This is a genomic window from Propioniciclava sp. (assembly GCF_047602245.1).
Taxonomy (GTDB): Bacteria; Actinomycetota; Actinomycetes; order Propionibacteriales; family Propionibacteriaceae; genus Propioniciclava.
The window spans coordinates 1,067,090-1,090,200 of the sequence record NZ_JASGHT010000001.1 but is presented as its reverse complement, the minus strand read 5'-3'; the positions used below and the strand labels follow the sequence as shown (position 1 = coordinate 1,090,200).

The following is a 23,111-nucleotide window of genomic DNA, read 5'->3' as shown; positions in this document are numbered from 1 at the left end:
TCCGGAGAAGTGAGAACAATCGGGCTGGAGTACCGAGCCGGTCCTTCTCACGTCTTCATGAAGTGGTCGGACTCGACTTCTGCCATCAGGCGTCGATAACCCGGTGATCGAGTGCTTGCTGACGAAACAAGCCCGAATCTCGCGACGGCTAATTCCACAGTGACTGGTAGGCGTCGATCGCCGGTTGGCCACCGAGGTGTGCGTACAGGACGGTTGAGTCCTTCGGGATGTCGCCGCTCTTGACCAGGTCGATGAGGCCCGCGAGGGACTTTCCTTCATAGACAGGGTCGGTGATCATCGCCTCAAGCCGAGCGCCGAGCGCGATCGCGTCCATCGTGGAGTCGACCGGAATGCCGTACAGGTCACCGGCCCACCCGTCGAGCACCTGAATCTCGTCGTCGCGCAGATCGCGGCCGAGTTCGATCAGGGCGGCGGTGTTGCGGGCGATGCGCGCCACCTGGTCGCGGGTCTTGTCGATCGTGGCGGACGCGTCGATGCCGAGCACGCGGCGCTTCACGCCGGTCAACTCCTCCAAGGCGGCGAAACCCGCGATCATCCCGGCCTGCGTCGAGCCCGTCACCGCACACACGATGATCGTGTCGAAGAACACGCCCAGCTGCTTCTCCTGCTCGGCGACCTCGAATGCCCAGTTCGCGAACCCGAGCCCGCCGAGAGGATGCTCCGAAGCGCCGGCCGGAACGGGGTACGGCTTGCCGCCGGCGTCCTCGACCTCCTGCAAAGCCTGCTTCCACGAATCGCGGATGCCGATGTCGAACCCCGCATCATCCAACCGGGAATCGGCGCCCATGATGCGCGACAGCAGGATGTTTCCGACCTTGTCGTTCAGCGGATCCTCCCAGGGCACCCACTTCTCCTGGACGAGCCGGGCCTTGAGCCCCAGGTGCGCGGCCACCGCAGCGATCTGCCGGGTGTGATTCGACTGGTAGCCGCCGATGGAGACGATCGTGTCGGCGCCGGACGCGAGAATGTCCGGCACGATGTACTCGAGCTTGCGGACCTTGTTGCCGCCGAACGCCAGCCCGCTGTTCACGTCTTCGCGTTTCGCCCAGACCTGTGCTCCGCCGAGATGCTGGCTGAGACGCTTGAGGTGATGCACCGGGCTCGCGCCGAAGGTCAGCCGGTAGCGGGGAAAATCATCGAGCTTCATCAGTGCTGTCCTTCGGTCGGGAGCGGGTCCGGCCAGAAGACCGGACCCGCGCAACGCTACCCTCGCGATGTCCGCCCTGACTACGGTCGACCGCCGACGCGCTCGGCAGGCTCAGCGACCGCCGAGGTACTCCTCGAGCGTCAGGCCGGAGGCCCCCGCGAACGCAGCCGCGTGGGTGACGCCCACGTAGCGGTAATGCCACGGCTCGTAGGCGATGCCGGTGATGTGTTCCTTGCCCGCGGGGTAGCGCAGGATGAACCCGTACTCGTGGGCGTGGGCACGCAACCAGGCGAACTCCTTGGTCTTGGCGAACGCCTCGCCGCGCGCGCTGGGCGCGGCGACGTCCACGGCGAGCCCGAGCTGATGCTCGCTGGTCCCGGGCGCGGCGGTGTACCGCAGGGCCGCTTGGCGACTGCCGCGTTTCGCGATGGACGATGCCAGCAGCTTGGCTTGGGTGTCGTAGCTGCGGTACCCGTAGCGCCACACGATGGTCAGCCCGGCGCGCTTGGCGTCCTTCACCATCCGTGCGTAGGCGTCGTGGGCGTCCGGCGCGAGCAGGAATTCCTTGTTGATCGTGGGGATGTAGTCCCGCGATATCGGGTGGTGCGCGTTGATCAGGGCGACGCCGTTGACGACGAACGGTTTGGTCAACTGCGACCCGGTCCGATGATCCGGCAGGACGCCGAGCCCGAGCCATGTGCCGTCGTTGCGGAAGCTCTGCAATCGGCCCTCGATCCGGTGCTGCCCGGTCAGCATGGGCCCGTTCGCACTCAGGTAATACCAGGTGCTGCGTAGCTGCAGCCAGCCGGTCTGCATGGCGCCGTTGCTGTTGAAGAAGTACCAGGACGTGCCCACCTTCGCCCAGCCGGTCGCCATCACCCCGTTCGCCCACAGGTAGTACCACGACCCGCCGACCCGGACCCACCCGGTGGCCATGGCGCCGCTCGCCTTGAGGTAATACCAGGCGCCACCGTCCTTGACCCATCCGGTCCGCATCAGACCGCCCGAGCCGAAGTAGTACCAGGCGCCGCCGCTCTTGACCCATCCGGTCTTCTTCGTGCCGTCGGCGTTCAGGTAGTAGCGGCCCTCCGGACGCTCCAGCCAGCCGGTCGTTGTCGCGGTGGCGATGGCGGTGGCAGCGTCCGGCGTTCGCACCTCGGACGGCCCGGCGGCTGTCGCCGTGGTGACCATGGTGGCCACCATCGCAGCGGTCACCGCCAGGACTCCCGACGTTCTGATCCACTGTCGCTCCGGCCTCATGGAGGCACCTTCCTTCTCGCCGATCGTGCGTCTGCGGAGGACCCTATACCCCAGGGAAGCGGACCCCAGATGGCGAACGAGTCTGACGCCTTGGCTGATCGCGGTCGGCCTTGGGGGGCGTGTGCTGCACCTCGGCGAAGCGTCTTCATGACACCGCCATGCCGAAAACGTCACACGAATCGACATGTGTGGACCGGTCGGCTCTGAATCGTGTGACGTTTTCGGCAGGCGCCGGGGTGTTCCCGCTGGGGGATTCACGCCTGGGGCAATCACAGCCGCCCGCGCAGGAAACCGGGCAACGGTGCGGGAGCCGGGCGGTGGGGATTCCCCAGGACGACGACCACCCCATCACACCGGGTGCGACGTCGTTGCGTGCTTGATGTGGTCGAAATCTATGTCCAGATCGGAGCCGGTTCGTGTCTCCCCTTGTCACTGGGATCCGCTCTGAATCTGGACATAGATTTTGACCATCGGAGTCCGGCAACGGCCGTGCCGGCTTCCCGGCGCGGCGATCATGTCGCACGAATGGGCAGAGACTCCGCCGGGCCGGGCGGGCGTGAGGAGTTGTCGGCTTGCTCTACCGAGACGGGTCGATCATCGTCATCCCGGCTACCGACGCGGTGTCGAACACGGGCAGAAGCGCGGCCGCCTCATCGAGGCCGATGGTGCGTTCGATCAGGCGCTGCGGCTGCAGGGCGCCCTGTTCGATGAGGGACATCATCGCCGGGTAGTCGGACGCCGCCATGCCGTGGCTGCCGAGCAGTTCGAGTTCCCAGCCGATCACCCGATCCATCGGGACGCGCGGGTGGCCCTCCACCGGCGGAAGCAGTCCGACCTGAACATGGCGCCCCTGCCGGCGCAGGCCGAGGATCGCATCGGAGGCGGTCTGCTCGCTGCCCACGGCGTCCACCGCGACATGACTGCCGCCGCCGGTCAGCTCACGAACGGCCGCCGGAACGTCGCGACCGTCCGCGACCACCGTGTGCTCGCATCCCAACCGTTCGGCGACCGCCAGCGCCCCCGGATTGCGGTCGACCGCGATCACGTGGGCGCCCAGGGCGCGGGCGATCATCACCGCGCTCAGCCCGACCCCACCGGCGCCGACGACCGTCACCCATTCGCCCTCGCGGACGCGGGCGCGCGCGGTCAGCGCCCGGAACGCGGTCGCGAACCGGCAGCCGAGACTGGCCGCGGTCGCGAAGCCGACACTGTCCGGCAGGGCGACCAGGTTCACGTCGGCGGCGTGCAGCGCCACGTATTCGGCGAACGAGCCCCAGTGCGTGAAGCCGGGCTGCTCCTGGGCGGGGCAGACCTGGGCTTGTCCCGCGCGACACCAGTCGCAGCGTCCGCAGCCGCACACGAACGGCACGGTCACCCGGTCGCCGACCGCCCAGCGCCGCACCGACGGCCCGGTCTCGACGACGACGCCGGCCAACTCGTGGCCCGGCACGTGCGGAAAGACGATGTCGTCGTGGCCGGCCCAGGCGTGCCAGTCGCTGCGGCACATGCCGGTCGCCCGCACCTGCACCAGGACGCCGTCAGCCGGCACGTCCGGCCTCGGCACCGAGCGAATCTCGGTGCGGCCCTGAACTGTATCGATGACGACTGCGCGCATGCTGGATGGCTCCTTCGAGCGGATCGGACTCGACTGCCGAGAATGTCACACAAATCTCCCGAGATTCCGGTCGGACGGGCAATGACTGTGACGTTCTCGGCACCGCGCCTCCGGAGTAGGGTGCCGCAATGGCCGACGAGTACACCCACGGGCACCATGCCAGCGTGCTGCGTTCGCATTCCTGGCGCACGGCCGAGAACTCGGCGGCCTATCTGTTGCCGCGGCTGAAGCCCGGAGTCCGCCTGCTCGATGTGGGGTGTGGGCCGGGCACGATCACCACCGACTTCGCCCGCCTGGTCGCGCCCGGCGAGGTGGTCGGCGTCGACGCGTCCGGCGCCATCGTGGCCAAGGCGCGTACGGACGCCGCACCGCTCGGGCTGGCGAACCTGCGCTTCGAGACCGCCGACGCCTACGACCTCGAGTTTCCCGACGAGAGTTTCGACGTCGTGCACGCCCACCAGGTGCTGCAGCATGTTGGTGATCCGGTCGCGATGCTGCGCGAACTGCGCCGGGTCACCCAACCGGACGGGATCGTCGCCGCCCGTGACGTCGACTACGAGGGCGTCATCTGGGCGCCACGCTTGCCGGGGCTGGACGAGTGGATCGCGCTCTACCTGCGGGTGCATCGCGGCACCAGTGGTGAGCCTGCCGCGGGCCGCTACCTCAAGACCTGGGCCCGGCAGGCCGGATTCTCCCGCGTCGCCTCGACCGCCACTGGGTGGCTGTTCGAGAACGACGAGGATCGCGCCTGGTGGGGCGGCATGTGGGCTGAGCGGGTGGTGGCGTCAGATTTCGCCGCGACAGCCCAGCGGCTCGGGCTCGCCGATCAGGCGATGCTGGAGCGCATCGCGGACGCCTGGCGGGAGTGGGCCGCCGACCCCGACGGGTGGATTCTGCTGCCGCACGGCGAGATCCTCGCCGGCCGCTAGGGTGGCGAGCATGGCCAGGCGCAGCAAAGGACCGCTTCCGCCGCGCACCTGTGCGCCCGACCTGCCCGTGCACCTGGATGACGTCACCACGCTGAACCCGGGTGACGACCTTGCCGATGCCCGCATCGCCGGCCTCGTCGGCGAGGTGGACGCCCAGCACGGCCGTCTCGACGCCTGTGTGATCGAGGACGCCTCCGTCGACCGGATCGATCTGTGCGGCGCCACCCTCACCGACGTCCGCCTCAGCGGGGTGCGCGCGACCACCCTGGCGGCCCGCGACGGGCGCTGGCGCAACGTCCTGTTCACCGGCGGGCGGATCGGGACGCTCGACCTGCTCCGCGCCGAACTCGACGGCGTCGAACTGCGCGGGCTGAGGATCGACTACGTCTCGCTGGCCTCGGCGTCCGTGGACGATGTGCGGTTCGTCGATTGCGTCATCGGTGCCATCGACCTGCCGGACGCCCGCGCCGAGCGCGTCGCGTTCGAGGACTGCCGCGCCGATGAGGTCGACACCCGGGGATTGCGCGCCACCGAGGTCGATCTGCGCGGCCTCGACGCGTTGTCGTTCGCCGATCCCGCCGGCCTGCGCGGGGCGACGATGACCGAGCTCCAGGCCGCCCAGCACGCGGCATCCTTCGCCGCGGCCCTCGGCGTCCGTCTGTACTGAGGGCGACGCGGACCAGAGAAGAATCGGGTTGGTACTCATGCCTGATCCTTCTCATCAACGCGCATGGTCAGCGTTGATGGCTGCGTGGAGTTCAGTTCAGCGAGAGGAAATCGCCGAGCCAACGATCGACCTCGCGCATGGTCGCGGCGTCGACCATACCCGCGATGCCTACGAACCGGTCGCGCGTGACCGTGCGGGGCTGCTCGGTCATAGCGAAGGCCGGATGCTCCAGATCGAGGCCCTTGCCGCGCAGCAGCACATGGTTGGGCCAACCGCGGTCGGTGGTGGTCGCGGGCAGGACGATCGCGAGCGTGTCGGCCTGTTCCAGATAGAGATCGCTCGCGATGACGAGGACGGGCCGGCGTCCGGCTTGCTCGCGCCCGCGGACGGGATCGAGGTCGGCCCACACCACCGATCCGCGGCGGAGCTCACTCATCGAGAGCATCGCCGAGGGCGACATCCCAGGAGCGGAACTCGTCCCAATAGCCGGCGTCGGCGTCCCTGAACGCCCGTCCGAAGGCCTCCAGGCGCCGACGTCGTTCGTAGGCGTCCAGCAGGTTCTCCAGCAGGCCGGCCGCGGAGAGACCGCGTTCGTGCGCATCCTTGTTGATCCGGTCGCGGAGTTCGACCGGAACCTTGATCGTCGTGGTCGCCATGCCAGTGAGTTACCAATCGGTATACCGTCAGGGTAGTCCGGGTCGGCGTACACGCCGATCGCTCAGTCGGCGTCGTGCAGGCGTACCGACAGGCAGGTGACGCAGCCCTCCAGCTTGATGAACTCGCTGATCGGAACCTCGACGACCGTCAATCCGCGCGAGCGGAACAACTCAGCGCTGAGCGGAGCCTGGTCCGACATCAGCACCGTGTCCTCGCCGATCACGATCACGTGGCTGCCCTCGGGTTCGGGCACGGCGAGGAAGCCGGGCCAGAACGAGGGATCGTCCACCAGCGGTTCGTAGCCGATCACGGTGCCGTCGGGCAGGGCGGTGACCTGGCTCTTCAGGTGCAGCGTCTTGGCGATCGGCACGGCGACGACCTCGCGGCCCACTGTGGCCAGGTGGTGCTTCAGCGCCAGCGCGCCGGCCTCGTTCGTCCGGCCGCCCACACCCACGTAGACGGTGGTGCCCACCTTGAGGACGTCGCCGCCATCGAGCGCGACCGGGCCGTCGACCGGGGCGTCCGCCAACTCGACGACCGTCAGCCCGGCGGCCTTCGCGGTGACCCGCGCGGTGTCGACCTCGGGGGCGCGCGACGGCGCGGGCGGAGCGGAGATCACGGCGAGCCCGCCGGCGACCACCATGGTGTCCTCGATGAAGACGCCGTCGGGGCACTCGGGCGCGGGCTCGACCTCGAGCGTGGTGTACCCGGCGTCCTGCAGCGCGGCGACGTAGGCCTGCCATTGCTCCAGCGCCCGCTCGGGATCGACGTCGTCGCTGCGCTCGACGTGCGTGACCAGGCCTTCGGCCAGGCGCGGGCTCGGACGCCGCACCAGCGCCACCGGGCCGGCCGCTGGTGCGCCGCTCGCCTGATCCGCCGCGATCGTCGGGGTGTTTGCCATCGTGCTGCCTCCTTGAGGGAATTCTCGCCGGACGTCCATCGTCGCAGCGCCGCTCGCGCGAAACCTTACCGTTGCGTCACGACTCGGACCGCACCTGGTGAATCTGCCCGCGCGAGGCGTCCGCGCGTGCCAGACTCGGCGCATCCCGCTCCGGACAGAAAAGGGTGCACCGATGGCAGGTCTCTCCACACAACTCTGGCGTCGCAAGCCCGTGGGCAGTTACGCAACTGAAGGCGACACAGGCGAAGGGGGGCTGCCTCGCACGCTCGGGCTGGTGCAGCTGATGATGCTGGGCATCGGCGGCACGGTGGGCACGGGCATCTTCTTCGTCCTCAACCAGGCGGTGCCGGTGGCGGGGCCGGCCGTCATCATCTCGTTCATCGTGGCCGGCATCGTGGCGGGCCTGACCGCGCTGTGCTACGCGGAGATGGCGAGTTCGGTGCCGGTGTCGGGGTCGTCCTACTCCTACGCGTACGCGACCATGGGCGAACTGCCGGCCATGGGTGTCGCCGCCTGCCTGATGCTCGAATACGGCGTGTCCACCGCGGCCGTCGCCGTCGGCTGGTCGGAGTACCTGAACCGCCTGCTCGGCAACCTCTTCGGCATCCGGCTGCCCGACGCGCTGTCGCTGTCGCCGGAACAGGGCGGCATCATCAACCTGCCCGCCGTGATCTTGGTGCTGCTCTGCATGCTGCTGCTGATCCGCGGGGCCAGCGAGTCGGCCACCGTCAACGCAGTCATGGTGTTCATCAAGCTGACGGTGCTGGTGGTCTTCGCCGCGGTCGGTTTCCAAGGCTGGAACACGAATAATCTCGCCGACTTCGCGCCCTTCGGCGCCGCCGGGGTGACGGCGGCGGCCGGCATCATCTTCTTCTCCTTCATCGGCCTGGACGTCATCGCGACCGCCGGCGGCGAGGCGAAGAACCCGCAGCGGAACCTGCCGCTGGCGCTGATCGGCGCGTTGTTCGTGGTCACCGGCATCTACTTCCTGACCGCGATCGTCGCGGTGGCGGCGCAGCCGTGGCAGCAGTTCGAGGGCCAGCAGTCCGGTCTCGCGGCGATCCTCGAGCACGTCACCGGCTCCACCTGGCCGGGCACCGTCGTGGCGGCGGGCGCCATCATCTCCATCTTCAGCGTGACGCTGGTCGTGCTCTACGGCCAGACCCGCATCCTGTTCACCATGTCGCGCGACGGCATGGTGCCGAAGATCTTCCAGAAGGTGAACCGGCGGACGCTCACACCCGTCCCCAACACGCTCATCGTCAGCGCCATCATCGCCGTGATGGCCGGCCTGATCCCGCTCAACTTCCTCGCGGAGATGACGAGCATCGGCACGCTGGTCGCGTTCCTGGTGGTGTCGATCGGCCTGATGGTGCTGCGGCGCCGCGAGCCCGACCTGCCCCGCGGCTTCAAGGTGCCGCTGTACCCGGTCACCCCGATCCTGTCGATCCTCGGCTGCCTGTGGATCATCAAGGACCTGCGCCCGGTCACCATCTACGTCTTCCTTGGCTGGACCGCGATCGTGCTCGTCTTCTACTTCTTCTATGGACGCAAGCACTCCACGCTCGCCCACCCCGGCGCGGCGGAAGAGGCCGGGTCGTGACGGTCGTCGTCGGAACCTCGCCCACTCACCACACCGCGGAGGGGATTCACCTCGGAGCGCTGCTGGCCCGATCGGTCGACGCCGACCTGGTCATCGTGTGCGTGATCCCGTCGCCCTGGGAGGAGCGCGGGGTCGGCATCGATCGCGACCACCTCGACCTCCTCACCGAGCGGGCCAAGACATCGGTGGACGAACTGACCCGGGTGATCCCCGACGATCTCCGGTGGCGCGTGGTGGTGCTGGAGTCGCCGTCGGTGTCGATCGGACTGCTCGAGGCCATCGAGCACTTCGAGGCGTCGTGGCTGGTGCTCGGCTCCTCGACCGCCGGGCTGCTCGGGCGGGTGGCGCTGGGCGGCGTTACCGAACGGCTGCTGCACAGCGCGCCCGTGCCGGTTGCGGTGGCGCCCCGCGGATTCACCGCGGGGCCGGATGCTCGCCTCGAGCGCGTCTCGGTCGGTTTCGTCGCGGCCCCCGACGAGTCGGCGCTCGTGCTGAACGCCGCCGAGATGGCGGCCTCGGTGGGGGCGCGGCTGCGGCTGGCGTCCTTCGCGGCGCGCCCCCCAGGTCCTGAGACGAGCGGCATCGGTCTGCATGCCGAGGACGATGTGATCGACGTCTGGGCAGCCGGGCTCGCCGAGGCGGCGGCTGGCCTGCAAGGCGAGGTCGCCGCGCTGGCGCAGGCCCCCGCCCAGGAGGATCCGGTGATCGGGCGGGGCCCGACCTGGATCAGTGCGCTCGAGAGCGTGCCATGGTCGGCGGGCGACGTCCTCGTGGTCGGCTCGAGCCGGACGGCGCGGGTGGCGCACGTGTTCCTGGGCGGCACGGCGTCCAAGATCGCCCGGCACTCACCCGTGCCCGTGATCGTGGTGCCGCGCGGGGCCATCGAGCGGTAGCCGCCGGGCAGGGTGCCGACCGCTTTGGCCCCGACTGGCAGCTCAGCGGCCCGGGCCCCGAGCGGAAGCCTCGACCGTGGCTTGGTGATCTCAATCGTGCGCGATCGCCTCTGACACGCGCGCGGCCAGTTGAGGTGACGGGCCGCCGAGGTCGCGCAGGCTGATCGTGATCTGGCTGTTGCGCGGGGTGAAGCTGGTGATGCCGTGCGCGACCGGGGCGTCCGCGGCATCGAACACGGTCGAGGTCATCGCCAGGATCGGCTCGCCCTCGGCCAGCCCGAGCGCCAGCGACACGTCACTGTCGGCGCGCGCGAGACGCACGACGAGGTCGTTGCGCGCCAGCACGATGCCCGTCTCGTGCTCGATGAACTCGTACAGCGATCCTTCGGAGAAGTCATGCTCGAGAACGCCGCGGTAGGTGAGCGCGGGAAGCCAGGTGGTCGAGCACTGCTGAAGGGTGCCGTTGACGTAGCGGATGCGCGTGAGCTCGATGAGGGCGGATGAGGTGGGCAGTCGCAGGGACGCCGCGGCGTCCGCGTTGACGACGATCCGGTTGGCGAGCACCCGGCTGGAGACGGTGTAGCCGGCCTCGAGTTGCTGGCGGTAGAAGCCGACCACCCGATTGGCGAACGACTCGGTGAACACGGCCGCCTTCGAGGGTTCGGTGACGAACGTGCCGCGGCCCTGCTGCCGGACGAGGAGTCCCTCGTCGATCAGGTCCTCGACCGCGCGCCGGACCGTGATGCGCGAGACGCCGAACTCGGCGCACAGCTCGGGCTCGGTCGGCAACTGGTCGCCGGGCGCGGCGGCGCGGACGCGGCGGACGAGGATGTCGCGCACAGCCACGTACTTGGGGATGCGCCCGCGCATGTCCTTCACCCCTGTCGGTTCTCGGGCCACCATGGCCTGGTGAGGCCAGCATATACGTCATGATGAATGCCGGTGAGGCGAATTCGTCAGATCTCTGGCGGGCTCAACGGTGGCGGGATATGCTGACCGACGTCATAACGTTATGATGAATCGGAGGATCCAATGACGGAACCTAACGGATCGGGCGACGTCGCCCGGCTCGCTGCCTCGCGCATCCAGTTCACCGACGAGGAACTCGATTGGCGCAGCGCCATCCGGCTGGCCGGGCGTCCGCTGGTCGAGGAAGGGGCAGTGACCGAGAACTACATCGAGGACGCCATCCGGATCGCGGAGGAGAAAGGCCCCTACTTCGACCTGGGCCGTGGCATCGCGATGCCGCACGCGCGTCCCGAGGCCGGGGTGAACCAGATCGCCCTGTCCTACCTGCGCACCCGCACCCCCGTCCTTCTCCTCGATCGCGAGGATCACCCGATCGAGGTGTTCATCATGCTCGCGGCGATCGACAACAAGGCGCATCTGGGCGTGCTGCGCATGCTCGCCGGCGTCCTCACCGATGCCGGCAAGGTGGCCGAACTCAAGGACGCCACCACCCCGGAGCAGGTCCTCGCCATCTTCGGCGACCAGTGATCACCCACCCCATCCCCACACCAAAGCCCCATCCCCACACCAAAGAAATCGAAAGGTAGGAACGATGAAGTTCATGGCTGCTTGTGGATCCGGTCTCGGCTCCAGCTTCATGGTCGAGATGAACATCAACAAGGTGCTCAGCGAGCTCGGCGTCTCGGGCGTCGAGGTCGAGCACTCCGACGTGTCGAGCCTGCACCCCGGTGCGGCCGACGTGTTCTTCCTGGCCCGCGACGTGGCCGAGGGTGTCAGCCTGGAAGGCGCGAAGATCGTCGTGCTCGACAGCATCATCGACATGGACGAGCTGCGCACCAAGGTCACCCAGACCGTCGAGGAACTCGGCCTCAAGTAGGCCGCGAGCCGATTTTCACGTAGTCACTTCCCACTCCTCACAGAGAGACTCGTATGAACGCATTCGTCTCGGTGCTGCTCGACATTGTCAGCACCCCGGCCATCCTGGTCGCGCTCATCGCCCTCGTCGGTCTGCTGCTTCAGAAGAAGAACGCCAGCGACACGGTCAAGGGCACGCTCAAGACGTTCGTCGGCTTCCTGGTGCTCACCGGTGGCGCGAACGTCGTGGTGGGTTCGCTCGAACCGTTCGGCGACATGTTCCAGCAGGCCTTCAACGTCCAGGGCGTCGTGCCCAACAATGAGGCCATCGTGTCCCAGGCTCTTCAGGAGTACGGCACGACCACCGCGCTGATCATGTTCTTCGGCATGGTGGCGAACATCGCGATCGCGCGCTTCACCAAGTTCAAGCACATCTTCCTCACCGGCCACCACACGCTGTACATGGCGGCCATGCTCGCGGTCATCTTCACCGTGGCGGGCTTCAACGGTGCCGCGCTGGTCGTGGTCGGCTCGCTGGCGCTAGGCGCGATCATGAGCCTGTCGCCGTTCTTCCTGCAGAAGTACATGAGGACGATGACCGGCAACGACGGCGTCGGGCTGGGGCACTTCGGTGGTGGCGGCTACTGGATGGCCGGCGCGATCGGTCAGGCGCTGCGCGGCAACAAGGAGAAGGTGACCTCCACCGAGGACGTCAACTTCCCCAAGGGTCTGGCCTTCCTGCGGGACAGCACCGTGGCGATCGCGATCACGATGATGGTGGTTTACGTCATCGTCGCCCTGTTCGCCGGGCCGGCCTGGATGTCGGAGAAGTACCCCGATGCGGGCAACTACGTGGTCTACTCGCTGACGCTGGGTGCCACCTTCGCGGCCGGCGTGTTCATCATCCTGGCCGGCGTCCGGCTGATCCTGAACGAGATCGTCCCCGCCTTCAAGGGCATCTCCGAGAAGCTGGTGCCGAACGCCATCCCGGCCCTGGACTGCCCGATCGTGTTCCCGTTCGCCCCGAACGCGGTGCTGATCGGCTTCCTGTCCAGCTTCGTGGGCGGCATCATCTCGATGCCGATCATGGTGCTGTCCGGCCTGCCGGTCGTCATCCCCGGCGTCGTTCCGCACTTCTTCTGCGGCGCCACCGCCGGCGTGTTCGGCAACTCGCGCGGCGGCCTGCGGGGTGCGGTGGTCGGCTCGTTCGCCCACGGTGTCGCCATCAGCTTCCTGCCCATCGCGCTGATGCCGGTGCTCGGGTCGCTCGGCTTCGCCAACACCACCTTCTCCGACTTCGACTTCACGATCGCCGGCATCTACTTCGGCTGGCTGGGCAACTCCTTCAGCCAGATTGGTGTGGTGATCGGCCTCGCCGTGATCTACCTGGCGATGATCGCCTACTCGATCGTCAAGAAGTCGCCGAAGGCCGAGGCGGTCGCCGCCTGAGCGGCGTCCGGACCCAGCACTGACCGAAAGGGAAAGACCTTCATGGATAAGGATCTGAGCGTCTTCGCCGCAGAGATCAGATTCCTGACCGCGCGCATGCTCCATGCCAAGGGCTATGGCCACTTCGGTGGCAGCCTGTCGATCGTGGAGGCCCTGGCGGCCCTCTACGGCCGGGAGCTGCGTGTCGACCCGCACGACCCGTTGTGGGCCGGCCGTGACTTCTTCGTCCTGTCGAAGGGGCACGGCGGCCCGGCCCTGTACGCCACCTTGGCGGCCCGGGGATTCTTCGGGATCGAGCGGCTGTACACGCTGAACGACAACGGCACGCTGCTGCCCTCGCACCCCGACCGGGTCAAGATCCCCGGGGTGGAGATGACCACCGGCTCGATGGGCCAGGGCATCTCGGCGGCGGCGGGCATCGCCTACGGGCTGCGCGCCCAGGGGCGGGCCAACCGGGTGTACACCATCGTCGGCGACGGGGAACTCAACGAAGGTCAGTGCTGGGAAGCCGCCCAGTTCATCGCCCATCAGCGCCTCACCAACCTGGTGGTGATGGTCGACGCCAACTTGCGCCAGCTCGACGGCTGGACGAAGGACATCTGCGAGACCTTCGACTTCGTCGAGAAGTTCGCCGCCTTCGGCTTCGCGGCACAGCGGGTCGACGGCCAGGACGCCGAGGCGATCGCGGACGCCCTGCAGCGGGCGCGGTCGGCCTCGGATCGTCCGGTCTGCCTCGTCCTGGACACCACCAAGGGCGCGGGGGTGGACTACGTCGCGCAGGCGTCCGACAACCACCACATGCGCCTGGACGAGGCGGGGCTGGCGACGATCGCGTCCCGGTTGCAGGAGTTGGAGGCCGAACTGATGAAGGCGGGGATCATCCATGAGTGAGGTCGTTGGGCTCGAGATGCGCAAGGCGTACGCCACGGTGGTGGCCGACCTCTTTCGCGAGCACCCGGACGAGATCTTCGCCCTGGAGGCCGACCTGTCCAGCGCGATGGCGACCGGCGGGCTCGGCCAGGTGATGGGCGACCACTACGTCAACGTCGGCATCATGGAGGCGCACATGGTCAGCGCCGCCGCCGGCATCAACGTCAGCGGCGGGTTCGCGTTCGTGCACTCGTTCGGCCAGTTCCTGGCCCGGCGCGCGCTGGACCAGATCTTCGTCTCGCTGGCCTACGCCCAGCTCAGCGCCTGCCTGGTCGGTTCGGACGCCGGCGTCACCGCCGAGCACAACGGCGGCACGCACATGACCTTCGAGGACATGGGCATCGTCCGGGTGATCCCGGGGGTGCACGTGTACGAGGTCTGCGATCCGGTCCAGTTCGCCGCCGTGCTGCGCGGTGCCCACGCCCGCAGGGGGCTCACCTATGTGCGCACCATCCGTAAGCTGCCCGCGCGGGCGATCTATCCCGCCGGCACCGACTTCGGCGATGCCGGCGCCCGGATCCTGCGCGCGGGAACCGACGTGTCGCTGCTCGCCTGCGGCGTCGAGGTGGCCGAGGCGCTGCAGGCCGCCGACCTGCTCGCGGCCCAGGGCATCTCGGCCGACGTGGTCGACGTGTTCCGGATCAAGCCGCTGGATTCCGGGGTGATCCTCGATTCGGTCCGGCGCACCGGGGCGGTCGTCACCGCCGAGAACCACAATGTGATCAACGGTCTCGGCTCGGCGGTCGCCGAACTGCTGGCCGAACACCAGCCCACCCCGCTGTACCGGGTGGGTGTCCGCGAGCGCTTCGGACAGGTCGGTACCACGGATTGGCTGATGGGCGACTACGGCCTCACCGCCGCCGACATCGCCGGCGCCGCGGCCCGCACGATCGCCCGGGCGAACAACGTCAACGCCCGCTGACGGTTCTCGGGCGGAAGGTAGGCCAAGCCGAGTCCCGGCTCGGCCAGCTCGACCTCCATCACGACCGGCCGGCCCCCCACCTCGATCAGATCGATGCGCGCGTAGGTGGGGGTCCTTGGCAGGGACTCCAGGATGCGGTCGGCGAGCGCGAGCGCCGCGGCGGGCGGATGCGGCACATGATCGGCCCGCGCCCGGGCCCGGAACACCGCGGGGAACCGCAGGAACGCGTGACTGAAGCTGCCGCCGAAATACACCAGCGCGAGTTCCCCGTCATCGATCTCGGGATGGAACGGTTGCAGCAGCACCGCCCCACGCCCCGGGCGCGCGATGACCTCGCTCACGAGACGTTCGGCGTCGGAGAATCGCGCGGTGGCGCGGCCCGGCCGACGGTGCGGATCCAGCAACAGTGTGTGATGGCCGCTCGCCGAGATGGTGGGCTTCATCACGTAGCCGGCGGCGTCCGGAAACACGGACGCCGCGAGCGCAGCCAGGTCGGCGGCCGTTAGCGGATCTCTCACCAGCGAACTGCGCACCCGCGGAATGCCGGCCGAATCCAGCCAGGCGAACTGCCGCTCCTTGTCGATGTTCGCGCGCACCATCGCGGCGGGATTCTGCACGCCTGGCTCGACGCGGTCGAGCCAGGCGTGGAAGGCCGCCAGGCGGTGCTGGTAGCCCCACGTCGACCGGATCACCACCGCGCCGGCGTCCCAGTTCTCGTGCGGGTCGTCCCAGGCCGCCAGCCGTGACGCGACCCCCTGGTGGGTGAGGGCATCGACGAGCCAGCGGTCCTCGGGGACCTGCCCGTGGTCCTTGACCGAGGTTGCCACCAGGACGGACCCCGCCTCGACACCACGGGCCTGATCGCCGCTCATGCCACGCGCTGCGGCAGGTCCTCGAACAGCTCGATGAGCTGCCGGGTGTAGTCGTGCCTGCCGGGGTCGAACAGCTGGGAGCGATCGAAGTCGTCGACGACGACGCCGTCTTTCATCACGATCAGGTGCTGGCTGATGAAGTGCACCGAACTCAGGTCGTGCGAGATGAACAGGTACGACAACCCGAGGGCGTCCTGCAGATCCTTCAGCAGATTGAGCACGCGCGCCTGGGTGGACACGTCGAGGCTGGCCGTCGGCTCGTCGAGGACGATGAAGCTCGGCTCGGTGCTGATCGCGCGCGCGATCGAGACCCGCTGCTTCTCGCCGCCACTCAACTGGGTGGGCAGCTTGTCGAGGTAGTCCGCAGGGAGCTGTACCAGGTCGAGGAGCGCCGCGGCGACCGTGCGCGGGTCGTCGCCGACATCGAGGAAGCTCGGCGCACGGCGTCCGAGGCACTCCAGCGGTTCCATCAGCGACGCCAGGATCGGCAGGCGCTCGTTGAAGGACGCGTTCGGATTCTGCAGGACCAGCTGCATCCGCTGCCGGGCCGAACGGAGCGCGGCACCGCTGAGCGTGTTCACATGCTGCTCACCCAGCCACAGCTCACCGCTGGTGATCCGCTCCAGGCTGAGCAGGCAGCGCGCCAGCGTCGACTTGCCGCTGCCCGACTCGCCCACCAGCCCCAGGCAGCTGCCCGCGGGCAGGCTGAGGTTCACGCCGTCCACCGCGCGGGTGCCGGAGCCGTACACCTTGACGAGGTTCTCCGCGCGCAGCACGGGGGCGGACGAGGCGGTGGACGTCCGTAGGTGGTCGCGCACCGTCACGTTCAGTCGTGCCGGTTCACCCAGCACGGGCAGCCGGGATGCGTCGCTGCGCAGCGGCGGGATGGAGTCCAGCAGATCGCGGGTGTAAGGATGCTCGGGCCGCAGCACGAGGGAGTCCTTCGACCCGTGCTCGACGATCCGTCCCTGCTGCATGATTGCCACCCGGTCGGCGTAGCGGTTCATGATGCGCAGGTCGTGCGTGATGAACAGGATCGAACAGCCCGTCGCCTGCTTGATGGCGGCGAGCTCGTCCAGGACTACGCTCGAGCTCCACGAGTCCAGAGCTGTGGTCGGCTCGTCCGCGATCAGCAGGGTGGGCTCGAGCAGCACGGCGGACGCCAGCGCGAGCCGCTGCAACTGCCCGCCCGAGACCTGGAACGGGTAGCGCTCGACGAGTGCGGGATCGAGCCCGACCGCCTCGACGCTGGACGCGATCCGCTCGCGCCGCTCCGCCACCGAGAACGACCGGTGCGCCTTGAGCATCTCGTGCATCTGATTGGCCACGGTGTAGTACGGCGTGAACGCGCTTTGGTAGTCCTGGAACACGTACGCGATCTGCTCGCCGCGGAGCGTGCGGAGTTGCTGCTTGCTCAGGGTCAGCAGGTCGATGCCGTCGAAGGTAAGGGCGTCCGCCGTACGCACCAGATTGGCTGCGGTCAGGTTGGTGAGCGCGCTCGCCGTGATCGACTTGCCGCTGCCGGATTCGCCGATGAGCGCGAACCACTCGCCGGCCTCGACGGTGAAGTCGATGCCCTTCACCAGCTCCCGCCCGTGCCGGGTGCGGATCGTGAGATTCGAGACCTCAAGCAAGGACATTGGTCAGCCTCTCGTCTTCGGCACTGATCGTGTAGCGCTTCATCAGCTGGTCGCCCAGCCAGCTGGCCAGGGCGACGACGAGGAAGATCGCGAGCCCGGGAATGATCATCAGCTGCGGTGCCTGGGCGAAGTAGGCGCGTCCGTCGTTGAGCATCGCGCCCCACTCCGGCGACGGCGGCTGCACGCCCATGCCGATGAACGACAGCGACGCCACCAGCAAGATGACCTTGCCGATGTCCATCGTCGCCAGCGCCAGCGTCGGCCCGACGATGTGGGGCACCATGTGCTGGCGCAGGATGCGCCAGGTCGAGCCTCCGGCGAGTTTGGAGATCATCAGGTAGTCACGGCTCTTCTCCTGCATCACCAGGCTGCGGGTCAGCCGGGTGTAGCCCACCCATTTGACGACCAGGATCGCGACCAGCATGTTCACGAATCCAGGGCCGAGCAGGCCCGACAGGATGATCGCCACGATGTAGTCGGGCAGCGCGATGAAGGTGTCGACGACGCGCATCACGGCCCAGTCGAAGCGACCGCCGATCCAGCCGGACAGCAGCCCCAAGGGCACCCCGACCAGGATGGACAAGGCGAGCGCGAGCAGGCTCAGCCCCACGGTGACCTGCGCGCCGGTAAGGACGCGCGAGAGGAGGTCGCGGCCCAGATTGTCGGTGCCCAGCCAGTGCTCCGATGACGAGGGACGCAGCCTGCTCGCCAGGTCGACCAGTTCGGGATCGTGGGGCGCGAGGAGCGGACCCAGCATCAGCAGGGCCAGGAAAACGGCGGCCGCCACGACGCCCCAGGGGATGCGGCGCTTGTTCATCGGCGCTCGGCTCCCTTCAAGGAGATGGCCGGATCGAGGATCCGGTAGGAGAGATCGACGAGCATGTTGATGACGAAGACGCCCATGCCGACGACGATGATGAAGGCCTGCACCACGCCGTAGTCGCGCCGGGCGAGCGCTTCCACCGCGAGCTTGCCCACCCCCGGGATGCCGAAGGTGATCTCGACGATCACCGTGCCGCCGAGCAGGCTGCCCAGGCTCACGCCGAGGATGGTCACCAACGGGATCAGCGAATCGCGCAGCGTGTGCTTGGCGAAGATCACCGGCTCGGCCACGCCGCGCGCTCGCGCGGCCCGCACGAACTCGCGTCCGGACGCCTCGATCAGGCTGGTGCGCAGGATCTTGATGTAGGGCGGAGCGATGGCGATCGCGAGCGCCACCGTTGGTAGGACGAGGCCCGCCGACGTGGCGAGGCCTGAGGAGGGCAGCAGATGCAGCCGCACCGAGAACAGGTCGATGAGCAGCAGGCCCAGCCAGAACGTCGGCACCGCCGCACCCGCCATGCAGAACACGCCCACCGCCTTGTCGATGACCGTCTTCGGGTAACGCGCGGCCAGTCCGCCCAGGACGAAGGTGATCACGACGACCACCAGCATCGTGACGCCCGCCAGCAGCAGCGTGTACGGGAACGCCCGCGACAGCTCGGTCATGACCGGCTTGCCGGTCATCAGCGATGTGCCGAAGTCGCCCCGCAGCACGCCGCCGAGGAAGCGTCCGTACTGCTGCCAGACCGGGTTGTTGAGACCGAGCTGCTGGCGGAGCGCCTGCATCTCCTCGGTGGTGACGGCCACCGTGTCGATCCTGAGCATCGACAAGACGGCATCGCCGGGAGCCAGCTGCAGGACCAGGAAGCTGATGAGCGTCAGCACGAAGAAGAAGCCGGCTCCCTGAAGGATCCAGCGGATCGCGGCTGGCACCTTAGGCAATGTCGAGATCCTTCGTGATCATCGGGAACTCGAACTCGTTGGCGGGCGTCCGCCACCCGGTGACCTTCTTGTTGTACGCCGAGGTCTCGTTGGGCACCACCAGATAGGAGTAGATCGACTCTTCCTCCAGCCACGCCGCGATCTTCTTGGCTTTCTCGTTGCGGGTGGTGGGATCCAGTTCGGAGTTGTAGTCGTCCAGCATCGCGTTGAGCGTGGGGTTGTTCAGGTGCCCGTGGTTCTGCGCGCCGCCCTTGCCGAAGGTGCCGTTGAGGAAGAATGATCCGTCGCCGCGCGTGATCGTCAGCAACGAGTAGGTCATGATGTCGAACTCGTTGGTCTCCACGTAGTCGTCGATGTTGTCGGCGACCTGGATCTCCATCGTGATGCCGACCTTGGCCGCGGAGTCACGCAGTAGCTGGGCGATCAGCGGCAGTTCGGGGCGGGCGATGTAGGTGACGACCTTCAAGGTCAGCGGCTGGCCGTTGCGGGTCACCTTGCCGTCGGTGACGTCAAGCCCGGCGGCCGCGAAGTTCTTCAGCGCCTCCTCGGTGCCACTTGGATGCGCCAGCGGGGTGGGGGAGAAGGGCCAGTTGCCCGGGAACGGGTTGTACGCGACCGTCCCCTCACCGGCCATGATGCCGTCCACGATCGCCTGGCGATCCATCAGGGCGTCGATGCCACGGCGGAAGTCCTTGTTGTTCCACAGCGCCGCGTTCTGCCCGCGGTAGTTGTACATCAGGTGGTACACCCGGTTGCCGGGCACCGATTCCACCGTGATCGCCGGATCTTTCGACAATGTCTGGATCGACTCGGTCGAGGGCCGGTAGATGACGTCGGCGTCACCGGCCTGGATCGCGAGCATGCGCGCGTTGGCGTCCGGGTTGGCGGCCATGATCACCTTGTCGAGCTTGGCCTGGCCGTTCCAGTAGCCCGGGTTACGGACCAGGACCGCTTCGGTGTTGGGGTCGAAGCTCTCGAACTTGAACGGCCCCGTACCGACCGGCAGTTCGCCGGGATCGGTCACATCGGTGATGACCGCGTTGAAGTGGATCAGGTTCGAGATCAGGGCCGGATAGACGCTCTCGGTGGTGAGGGCGAGCGTCTGATCGTCGATGGCGCGCAGTTCCTGGATCTTCAGCGCGGCCTTGACGCCCGGATTGACCTCGATGGCGTCGGCCAGGCTGGCGCGGACGGCCTCGGCGGTGAGCGGCTTGCCGTTGTGGAACGTGACGCCCTGACGGATCGTGAAGGTCCAGTGCTGGGCGTCTGTTGTCTCCCACTTCTCGGCGAGCCACGGGTAGGGCTTGAGGGTCTCCGCATCGATGCCGACCAGGGACTCCACGGCTCCCGAGTTCAGCACGAACGCCGCGCCCACGAGGTGGGCGTTGGTGGTGTTGGGCGGATACACCGTGACGAACCGGAGGGTCTTGTTCCCCGAGGCGGGCGGGCTGCTCTCGGTGGGGGCGGGCGTGCAGCCGGCCAGGAGGCCGAGACAGAGCACGAGAACGGCGGCGAGCGCCCGTGCGAGACGGGTGCGCGGTGCGGACATGGAAGTCACCTCTTCAGTCAGACCCTTGACGCGGGGTCGTTGCCAGAACGTGAGCCGCCTCGTCTTCGGGCTCGGGTTCGTCCTCCTCCGGCGCCTTCCCGGGAGTCGCCTCCCCGTGGCCGTGTTGCCGGATTCGTTCCCCATACCGCTGCGCGTCAGCCCCGGATTCTCACCGGATTCCATGCATCTGGGATGCCGACGGCTCACTACGCACTGTAGTTGTCGGGCGCCGCTGGCGCCCGTTTCGGTGCCCGAAGGTCTTGACAGAGGCGGTTCGGCGTGCTTGGTGCAGGCGTCCCGCGCGAGGGGTTCGCCCTGGCCAAAAGCCTGCGGACAAGGCTGAATTCCGGCAAAATAGACGAAAGGCCTCACCGGCGAAGCCTCGATCCTGAAGGAGCGGACTGAACCATGCACGCACTCCCGGAGTTGATCGCCGGACTGTTGGCCCTCATCGCCGGAGCGGAACTGGTCGTCCGGTATGGTTCGCTGCTCGCCGCGCGGATGGGCGTCCCGCCGATGGTCATCGGCCTCACCATCGTCTCGATCGGTACCTCGGCTCCTGAGCTCGCCGTCGGCATCGACGCCATGCACGTGAACGCGGGATCGCTGGCGGTCGGCAACATCGCGGGCACCAATATCGTTAATCTGCTGCTCATCCTCGGGCTCAGCGCCGCGGTGCGCTCGATCCCGTTCGGGCGCCGCACCAAGCTCCTCGACCTGCCGGCCATGGCGCTGGCCGCCGTGCTCGTGCTGGTCTTCAGCCTCGATGGGCAGCTTCAGTTCTGGGAGGGGATTCCGCTCCTGCTCGGCGCGATTCTCTACACGGCGGCGCTGGGCTGGTGGATGTGGAAGCAGAAGGCCGAGATGGCCGTCAGTGACATCGTGGATGACGCCGAGCCGGAGCCGGATCGTCCGTCCCCGCTCAGCAAGGCCTGGTGGTACGTGGTGCTGCTGATCGCCGGCATCGTGGTGATCGTGGTCGGTGCCGACTGGCTCGTGCAGGGCGCCGTCGCGATGGCCCGGGAATTCGGGGTGTCGGATGCCTTCATCGGCCTCACCGTCGTCGCGATCGGCACCTCGGCCCCCGAACTGGTCACCACCATCGTGGCCACGGCGCGCGGCGACCGGGACATCGCCATCGGCAACCTGATCGGTTCGAGCACCTACAACCTGACCTTGATCCTGGGCGTCCCGGTCCTCGTTGCGCATGGCTCAGGGCCGATCGACCCGCACTTGCTCCGGTTCGACCTTCCGGTGATGACGGCGGTGGCACTGCTGTGCTTCCCGCTGTTCGTGGTCGGGCAGAGGTTGTCACGCCGCGAAGGGGCGCTGATGGTGATCGGCTACGCGGCTTATCTGACCTACCTCATCTCGACCCGGGGGTGACCAAGGCGGCTGGGCCAGCCACTAGAGACCGAGCCACTAGAGACCGAGGAACTCCCGCCAGCGGGGGAGTTCGCGGGTGGCCTGGTTCAGGCCGCGCGCGTGCGCGGCGAGCAGGCGCGGCACGCTGCGCTCGCCGTTGCCGATCGCCATGGTTTCGGGCACGAACAGGTAGGCCTCTCCCGAGCTCTCCAGGTCGAACAGTTCCTCGCGGGTGGCGTTGTAGCGCTGCCAGCGGTCGTTGAGGGCATCGGCGACCGCGGGCGTCTCGCGGAAGTGCCGGCGGAAGAACCACGGGTTCGACGGCGGCTTCTTGCGGTAGCCGCGCTCCTGGGTGAGCACCACGAAGAAGCGGCGGTAGCCGGCCTCACGGGCGGCGTCGATCGCGATGCCGCCGGTGGTGCACAGCGCGCCGTCGACGTAGGTCTCGCCGTCGATAGTGACCGGCGGCATGATCACCGGCATCGTCGACGACGCCTGCGCGCGCACGCTGAGCGCCTCCAAGTCGGGCATGTCGGCCCGGCCCCAGCGCACGGTGGCCCCGTCGCGGGTGCGGAACGCGGTCATCGACACCTCGCCCGGGTGGGCCCCGAAGGCGTCGAAGTTCAGTGGCAGCGCCTCGCCCGGGCGTGAGGTGCGCCGGTAGATGTAGTCGGAGTTGAACAAGCCCTGCCCGCGCAGGAAGGTGCGCCAGTTACCGAACTGAGGGTCGCCCGCGAACGTGGTGACCGCCGTCTTGGCCCGCCAGACGTCACTGGAGAGGTAGTTGATCGTATTCGTGCACCCGGCGGAGATGCCGGCGACGAACGGGAACACGATCCCGGACTCGATCAGCCGCACCGCGACGGCCGAGGTGTAGGCGGCGCGCATGCCGCCCCCCTCGAAGATCAGGGCCACGCCGGGCGCGTTCACGCGCAGCGGCGCGGGGGCGGGTGCTTCGGGGGTGCTCGCCACGATGCTCCTTCGACGGTGACCCCTTCAGGGTAGTACGCCGGTGGTGTCCCATTTCTATGTCCAGATTCTTGGCGGCCTCTCACGACAAGGGCGAACGCGCGGCGGGGTGAATCTGGACATAGAAAACGACC

The 23,111-nt window shown here is 68.0% G+C and carries 23 protein-coding genes and 1 riboswitch; of the genes, 10 read left to right on the top strand and 13 right to left on the bottom strand.

Annotated elements, in window-relative coordinates; translation table 11 throughout:
* Window positions 1-148: 148 nt before the first annotated feature.
* The 3 genes from QM708_RS05340 to QM708_RS05330 form a co-directional block, all read right to left on the bottom strand.
* On the bottom strand, window positions 149-1,168 hold the full coding sequence (locus tag QM708_RS05340) for a 1-aminocyclopropane-1-carboxylate deaminase (RefSeq protein ID WP_415105102.1): 1,020 nt from the start codon (window positions 1,166-1,168) through the stop codon (window positions 149-151).
* A 111-nt stretch (window positions 1,169-1,279) separates the two neighbouring features.
* Window positions 1,280-2,428 (bottom strand): D-alanyl-D-alanine carboxypeptidase family protein, encoded by a 1,149-nt coding sequence (locus QM708_RS05335; RefSeq protein ID WP_415105100.1) that lies wholly within the window; start codon window positions 2,426-2,428, stop codon window positions 1,280-1,282.
* Between the two features lie 577 nt (window positions 2,429-3,005).
* A complete protein-coding gene (locus QM708_RS05330) occupies window positions 3,006-4,043 on the bottom strand; it encodes a zinc-dependent alcohol dehydrogenase family protein (RefSeq protein WP_415105098.1) in 1,038 nt (345 codons plus the stop codon).
* A 128-nt stretch (window positions 4,044-4,171) separates the two neighbouring features.
* Here QM708_RS05330 and QM708_RS05325 point away from each other — a divergent pair, with 128 nt between their 5' ends.
* On the top strand, window positions 4,172-4,972 hold the full coding sequence (locus QM708_RS05325) for a methyltransferase domain-containing protein (RefSeq protein ID WP_415105096.1): 801 nt from the start codon (window positions 4,172-4,174) through the stop codon (window positions 4,970-4,972).
* 10 nt (window positions 4,973-4,982) lie between these two features.
* Entirely contained in the window at window positions 4,983-5,639 is a 657-nt protein-coding gene (locus QM708_RS05320) for a pentapeptide repeat-containing protein (RefSeq protein WP_415105094.1), read from the top strand.
* A gap of 91 nt (window positions 5,640-5,730) precedes the next feature.
* Here QM708_RS05320 and QM708_RS05315 read toward each other — a convergent pair whose 3' ends face one another.
* The 3 genes from QM708_RS05315 to ddaH all read right to left on the bottom strand — a co-directional run bounded on the left by QM708_RS05315 (window position 5,731) and on the right by ddaH (window position 7,197).
* Complete coding sequence (locus tag QM708_RS05315) at window positions 5,731-6,075, bottom strand: type II toxin-antitoxin system PemK/MazF family toxin (RefSeq protein WP_415105092.1); 345 nt, start codon at window positions 6,073-6,075, stop codon at window positions 5,731-5,733.
* Complete coding sequence (locus tag QM708_RS05310) at window positions 6,068-6,295, bottom strand: hypothetical protein (protein ID WP_415105090.1); 228 nt, start codon at window positions 6,293-6,295, stop codon at window positions 6,068-6,070. Before QM708_RS05310 ends, QM708_RS05315 begins: the two co-directional genes overlap by 8 nt.
* 62 nt (window positions 6,296-6,357) lie before the next feature.
* Window positions 6,358-7,197 carry a dimethylargininase gene (ddaH, locus tag QM708_RS05305; protein ID WP_415105088.1) on the bottom strand — a complete coding sequence of 280 codons (840 nt, stop codon included), beginning with the start codon at window positions 7,195-7,197 and terminating at the stop codon, window positions 6,358-6,360.
* 274 nt (window positions 7,198-7,471) lie between these two features.
* Between ddaH and QM708_RS05300 the strand changes: the two genes are divergently transcribed.
* Both QM708_RS05300 and QM708_RS05295 read left to right on the top strand, forming a co-directional pair.
* On the top strand, window positions 7,472-8,800 hold the full coding sequence (locus QM708_RS05300) for an amino acid permease (RefSeq protein WP_415105086.1): 1,329 nt from the start codon (window positions 7,472-7,474) through the stop codon (window positions 8,798-8,800).
* Window positions 8,797-9,693 carry a universal stress protein gene (locus QM708_RS05295; RefSeq protein WP_415105084.1) on the top strand — a complete coding sequence of 299 codons (897 nt, stop codon included), beginning with the start codon at window positions 8,797-8,799 and terminating at the stop codon, window positions 9,691-9,693. The genes QM708_RS05300 and QM708_RS05295 overlap by 4 nt, the downstream gene beginning before the upstream one ends.
* Window positions 9,694-9,783: 90 nt before the next feature.
* Here QM708_RS05295 and QM708_RS05290 read toward each other — a convergent pair whose 3' ends face one another.
* A complete protein-coding gene (locus QM708_RS05290; protein WP_415105082.1) occupies window positions 9,784-10,563 on the bottom strand; it encodes a GntR family transcriptional regulator in 780 nt (259 codons plus the stop codon).
* A gap of 162 nt (window positions 10,564-10,725) precedes the next feature.
* On the opposite strand from QM708_RS05290, the gene QM708_RS05285 reads away from it, so the two are divergent.
* From QM708_RS05285 to QM708_RS05265, 5 genes are all read left to right on the top strand, one after another.
* Window positions 10,726-11,190 carry a PTS sugar transporter subunit IIA gene (locus QM708_RS05285; protein ID WP_415105080.1) on the top strand — a complete coding sequence of 155 codons (465 nt, stop codon included), beginning with the start codon at window positions 10,726-10,728 and terminating at the stop codon, window positions 11,188-11,190.
* A 73-nt stretch (window positions 11,191-11,263) separates the two neighbouring features.
* Entirely contained in the window at window positions 11,264-11,539 is a 276-nt protein-coding gene (locus QM708_RS05280; RefSeq protein WP_415105078.1) for a PTS sugar transporter subunit IIB, read from the top strand.
* Between the two features lie 53 nt (window positions 11,540-11,592).
* Window positions 11,593-12,966 (top strand): PTS ascorbate transporter subunit IIC, encoded by a 1,374-nt coding sequence (locus QM708_RS05275; RefSeq protein WP_415105076.1) that lies wholly within the window; start codon window positions 11,593-11,595, stop codon window positions 12,964-12,966.
* A 42-nt stretch (window positions 12,967-13,008) separates the two neighbouring features.
* Window positions 13,009-13,857 carry a transketolase gene (locus tag QM708_RS05270; RefSeq protein WP_415105074.1) on the top strand — a complete coding sequence of 283 codons (849 nt, stop codon included), beginning with the start codon at window positions 13,009-13,011 and terminating at the stop codon, window positions 13,855-13,857.
* The gene (locus QM708_RS05265) at window positions 13,850-14,818 is read left to right on the top strand and encodes a transketolase family protein (RefSeq protein ID WP_415105072.1); all 969 of its coding nucleotides are present in this window, start codon (window positions 13,850-13,852) and stop codon (window positions 14,816-14,818) included. The genes QM708_RS05270 and QM708_RS05265 overlap by 8 nt, the downstream gene beginning before the upstream one ends.
* On the opposite strand, the gene QM708_RS05260 is transcribed toward QM708_RS05265, so the two are convergent.
* From QM708_RS05260 to QM708_RS05240, 5 genes are read right to left on the bottom strand one after another with little or no spacing between them, the layout of a single operon-like run.
* Window positions 14,740-15,690: an ATP-grasp domain-containing protein gene (locus tag QM708_RS05260; RefSeq protein WP_415105070.1), complete on the bottom strand. Its 951-nt coding sequence runs from the start codon at window positions 15,688-15,690 to the stop codon at window positions 14,740-14,742. The two genes, QM708_RS05265 and QM708_RS05260, sit on opposite strands and share 79 nt — an antisense overlap.
* On the bottom strand, window positions 15,687-17,330 hold the full coding sequence (locus QM708_RS05255; RefSeq protein ID WP_415105068.1) for an ATP-binding cassette domain-containing protein: 1,644 nt from the start codon (window positions 17,328-17,330) through the stop codon (window positions 15,687-15,689). Before QM708_RS05255 ends, QM708_RS05260 begins: the two co-directional genes overlap by 4 nt.
* The gene (gene nikC / locus QM708_RS05250; RefSeq protein WP_415105066.1) at window positions 17,317-18,147 is read right to left on the bottom strand and encodes a nickel transporter permease; all 831 of its coding nucleotides are present in this window, start codon (window positions 18,145-18,147) and stop codon (window positions 17,317-17,319) included. The genes QM708_RS05255 and nikC overlap by 14 nt, the downstream gene beginning before the upstream one ends.
* Window positions 18,144-19,085: a nickel ABC transporter permease gene (nikB, locus tag QM708_RS05245; RefSeq protein ID WP_415105064.1), complete on the bottom strand. Its 942-nt coding sequence runs from the start codon at window positions 19,083-19,085 to the stop codon at window positions 18,144-18,146. Before nikB ends, nikC begins: the two co-directional genes overlap by 4 nt.
* Before the next feature lies 1 nt (window position 19,086).
* On the bottom strand, window positions 19,087-20,643 hold the full coding sequence (locus QM708_RS05240) for an ABC transporter substrate-binding protein (RefSeq protein WP_415105062.1): 1,557 nt from the start codon (window positions 20,641-20,643) through the stop codon (window positions 19,087-19,089).
* Between the two features lie 38 nt (window positions 20,644-20,681).
* Window positions 20,682-20,861, bottom strand: a riboswitch (cobalamin riboswitch).
* A 190-nt stretch (window positions 20,862-21,051) separates the two neighbouring features.
* Here QM708_RS05240 and QM708_RS05235 point away from each other — a divergent pair.
* On the top strand, window positions 21,052-22,029 hold the full coding sequence (locus QM708_RS05235; RefSeq protein WP_415105060.1) for a calcium/sodium antiporter: 978 nt from the start codon (window positions 21,052-21,054) through the stop codon (window positions 22,027-22,029).
* 36 nt (window positions 22,030-22,065) lie between these two features.
* Here QM708_RS05235 and QM708_RS05230 read toward each other — a convergent pair whose 3' ends face one another.
* On the bottom strand, window positions 22,066-22,980 hold the full coding sequence (locus tag QM708_RS05230) for a patatin-like phospholipase family protein (protein ID WP_415105058.1): 915 nt from the start codon (window positions 22,978-22,980) through the stop codon (window positions 22,066-22,068).
* Window positions 22,981-23,111 lie beyond the last annotated feature (131 nt).

What these genes read in the sequence shown, in the direction of transcription:
- QM708_RS05235 (WP_415105060.1), top strand. Translation starts at nt 21,052, where the DNA reads ATGCACGCACTCCCGGAGTTGATCGCCGGACTGTTGGCCCTCATCGCC.
- QM708_RS05320 (WP_415105094.1), top strand. Translation starts at nt 4,983, where the DNA reads ATGGCCAGGCGCAGCAAAGGACCGCTTCCGCCGCGCACCTGTGCGCCC.
- QM708_RS05265 (WP_415105072.1), top strand. Translation starts at nt 13,850, where the DNA reads ATGAGTGAGGTCGTTGGGCTCGAGATGCGCAAGGCGTACGCCACGGTG.
- QM708_RS05315 (WP_415105092.1), bottom strand. Translation starts at nt 6,075, where the DNA reads ATGAGTGAGCTCCGCCGCGGATCGGTGGTGTGGGCCGACCTCGATCCC.
- QM708_RS05340 (WP_415105102.1), bottom strand. Translation starts at nt 1,168, where the DNA reads ATGAAGCTCGATGATTTTCCCCGCTACCGGCTGACCTTCGGCGCGAGC.
- QM708_RS05255 (WP_415105068.1), bottom strand. Translation starts at nt 17,330, where the DNA reads ATGTCCTTGCTTGAGGTCTCGAATCTCACGATCCGCACCCGGCACGGG.
- QM708_RS05325 (WP_415105096.1), top strand. Translation starts at nt 4,172, where the DNA reads ATGGCCGACGAGTACACCCACGGGCACCATGCCAGCGTGCTGCGTTCG.
- QM708_RS05270 (WP_415105074.1), top strand. Translation starts at nt 13,009, where the DNA reads ATGGATAAGGATCTGAGCGTCTTCGCCGCAGAGATCAGATTCCTGACC.
- nikC (WP_415105066.1), bottom strand. Translation starts at nt 18,147, where the DNA reads ATGAACAAGCGCCGCATCCCCTGGGGCGTCGTGGCGGCCGCCGTTTTC.
- QM708_RS05260 (WP_415105070.1), bottom strand. Translation starts at nt 15,690, where the DNA reads ATGAGCGGCGATCAGGCCCGTGGTGTCGAGGCGGGGTCCGTCCTGGTG.
- QM708_RS05285 (WP_415105080.1), top strand. Translation starts at nt 10,726, where the DNA reads ATGACGGAACCTAACGGATCGGGCGACGTCGCCCGGCTCGCTGCCTCG.
- QM708_RS05335 (WP_415105100.1), bottom strand. Translation starts at nt 2,428, where the DNA reads ATGAGGCCGGAGCGACAGTGGATCAGAACGTCGGGAGTCCTGGCGGTG.
- QM708_RS05275 (WP_415105076.1), top strand. Translation starts at nt 11,593, where the DNA reads ATGAACGCATTCGTCTCGGTGCTGCTCGACATTGTCAGCACCCCGGCC.
- QM708_RS05310 (WP_415105090.1), bottom strand. Translation starts at nt 6,295, where the DNA reads ATGGCGACCACGACGATCAAGGTTCCGGTCGAACTCCGCGACCGGATC.
- QM708_RS05240 (WP_415105062.1), bottom strand. Translation starts at nt 20,643, where the DNA reads ATGTCCGCACCGCGCACCCGTCTCGCACGGGCGCTCGCCGCCGTTCTC.
- QM708_RS05330 (WP_415105098.1), bottom strand. Translation starts at nt 4,043, where the DNA reads ATGCGCGCAGTCGTCATCGATACAGTTCAGGGCCGCACCGAGATTCGC.
- QM708_RS05290 (WP_415105082.1), bottom strand. Translation starts at nt 10,563, where the DNA reads ATGCGCGGGCGCATCCCCAAGTACGTGGCTGTGCGCGACATCCTCGTC.
- QM708_RS05280 (WP_415105078.1), top strand. Translation starts at nt 11,264, where the DNA reads ATGGCTGCTTGTGGATCCGGTCTCGGCTCCAGCTTCATGGTCGAGATG.
- ddaH (WP_415105088.1), bottom strand. Translation starts at nt 7,197, where the DNA reads ATGGCAAACACCCCGACGATCGCGGCGGATCAGGCGAGCGGCGCACCA.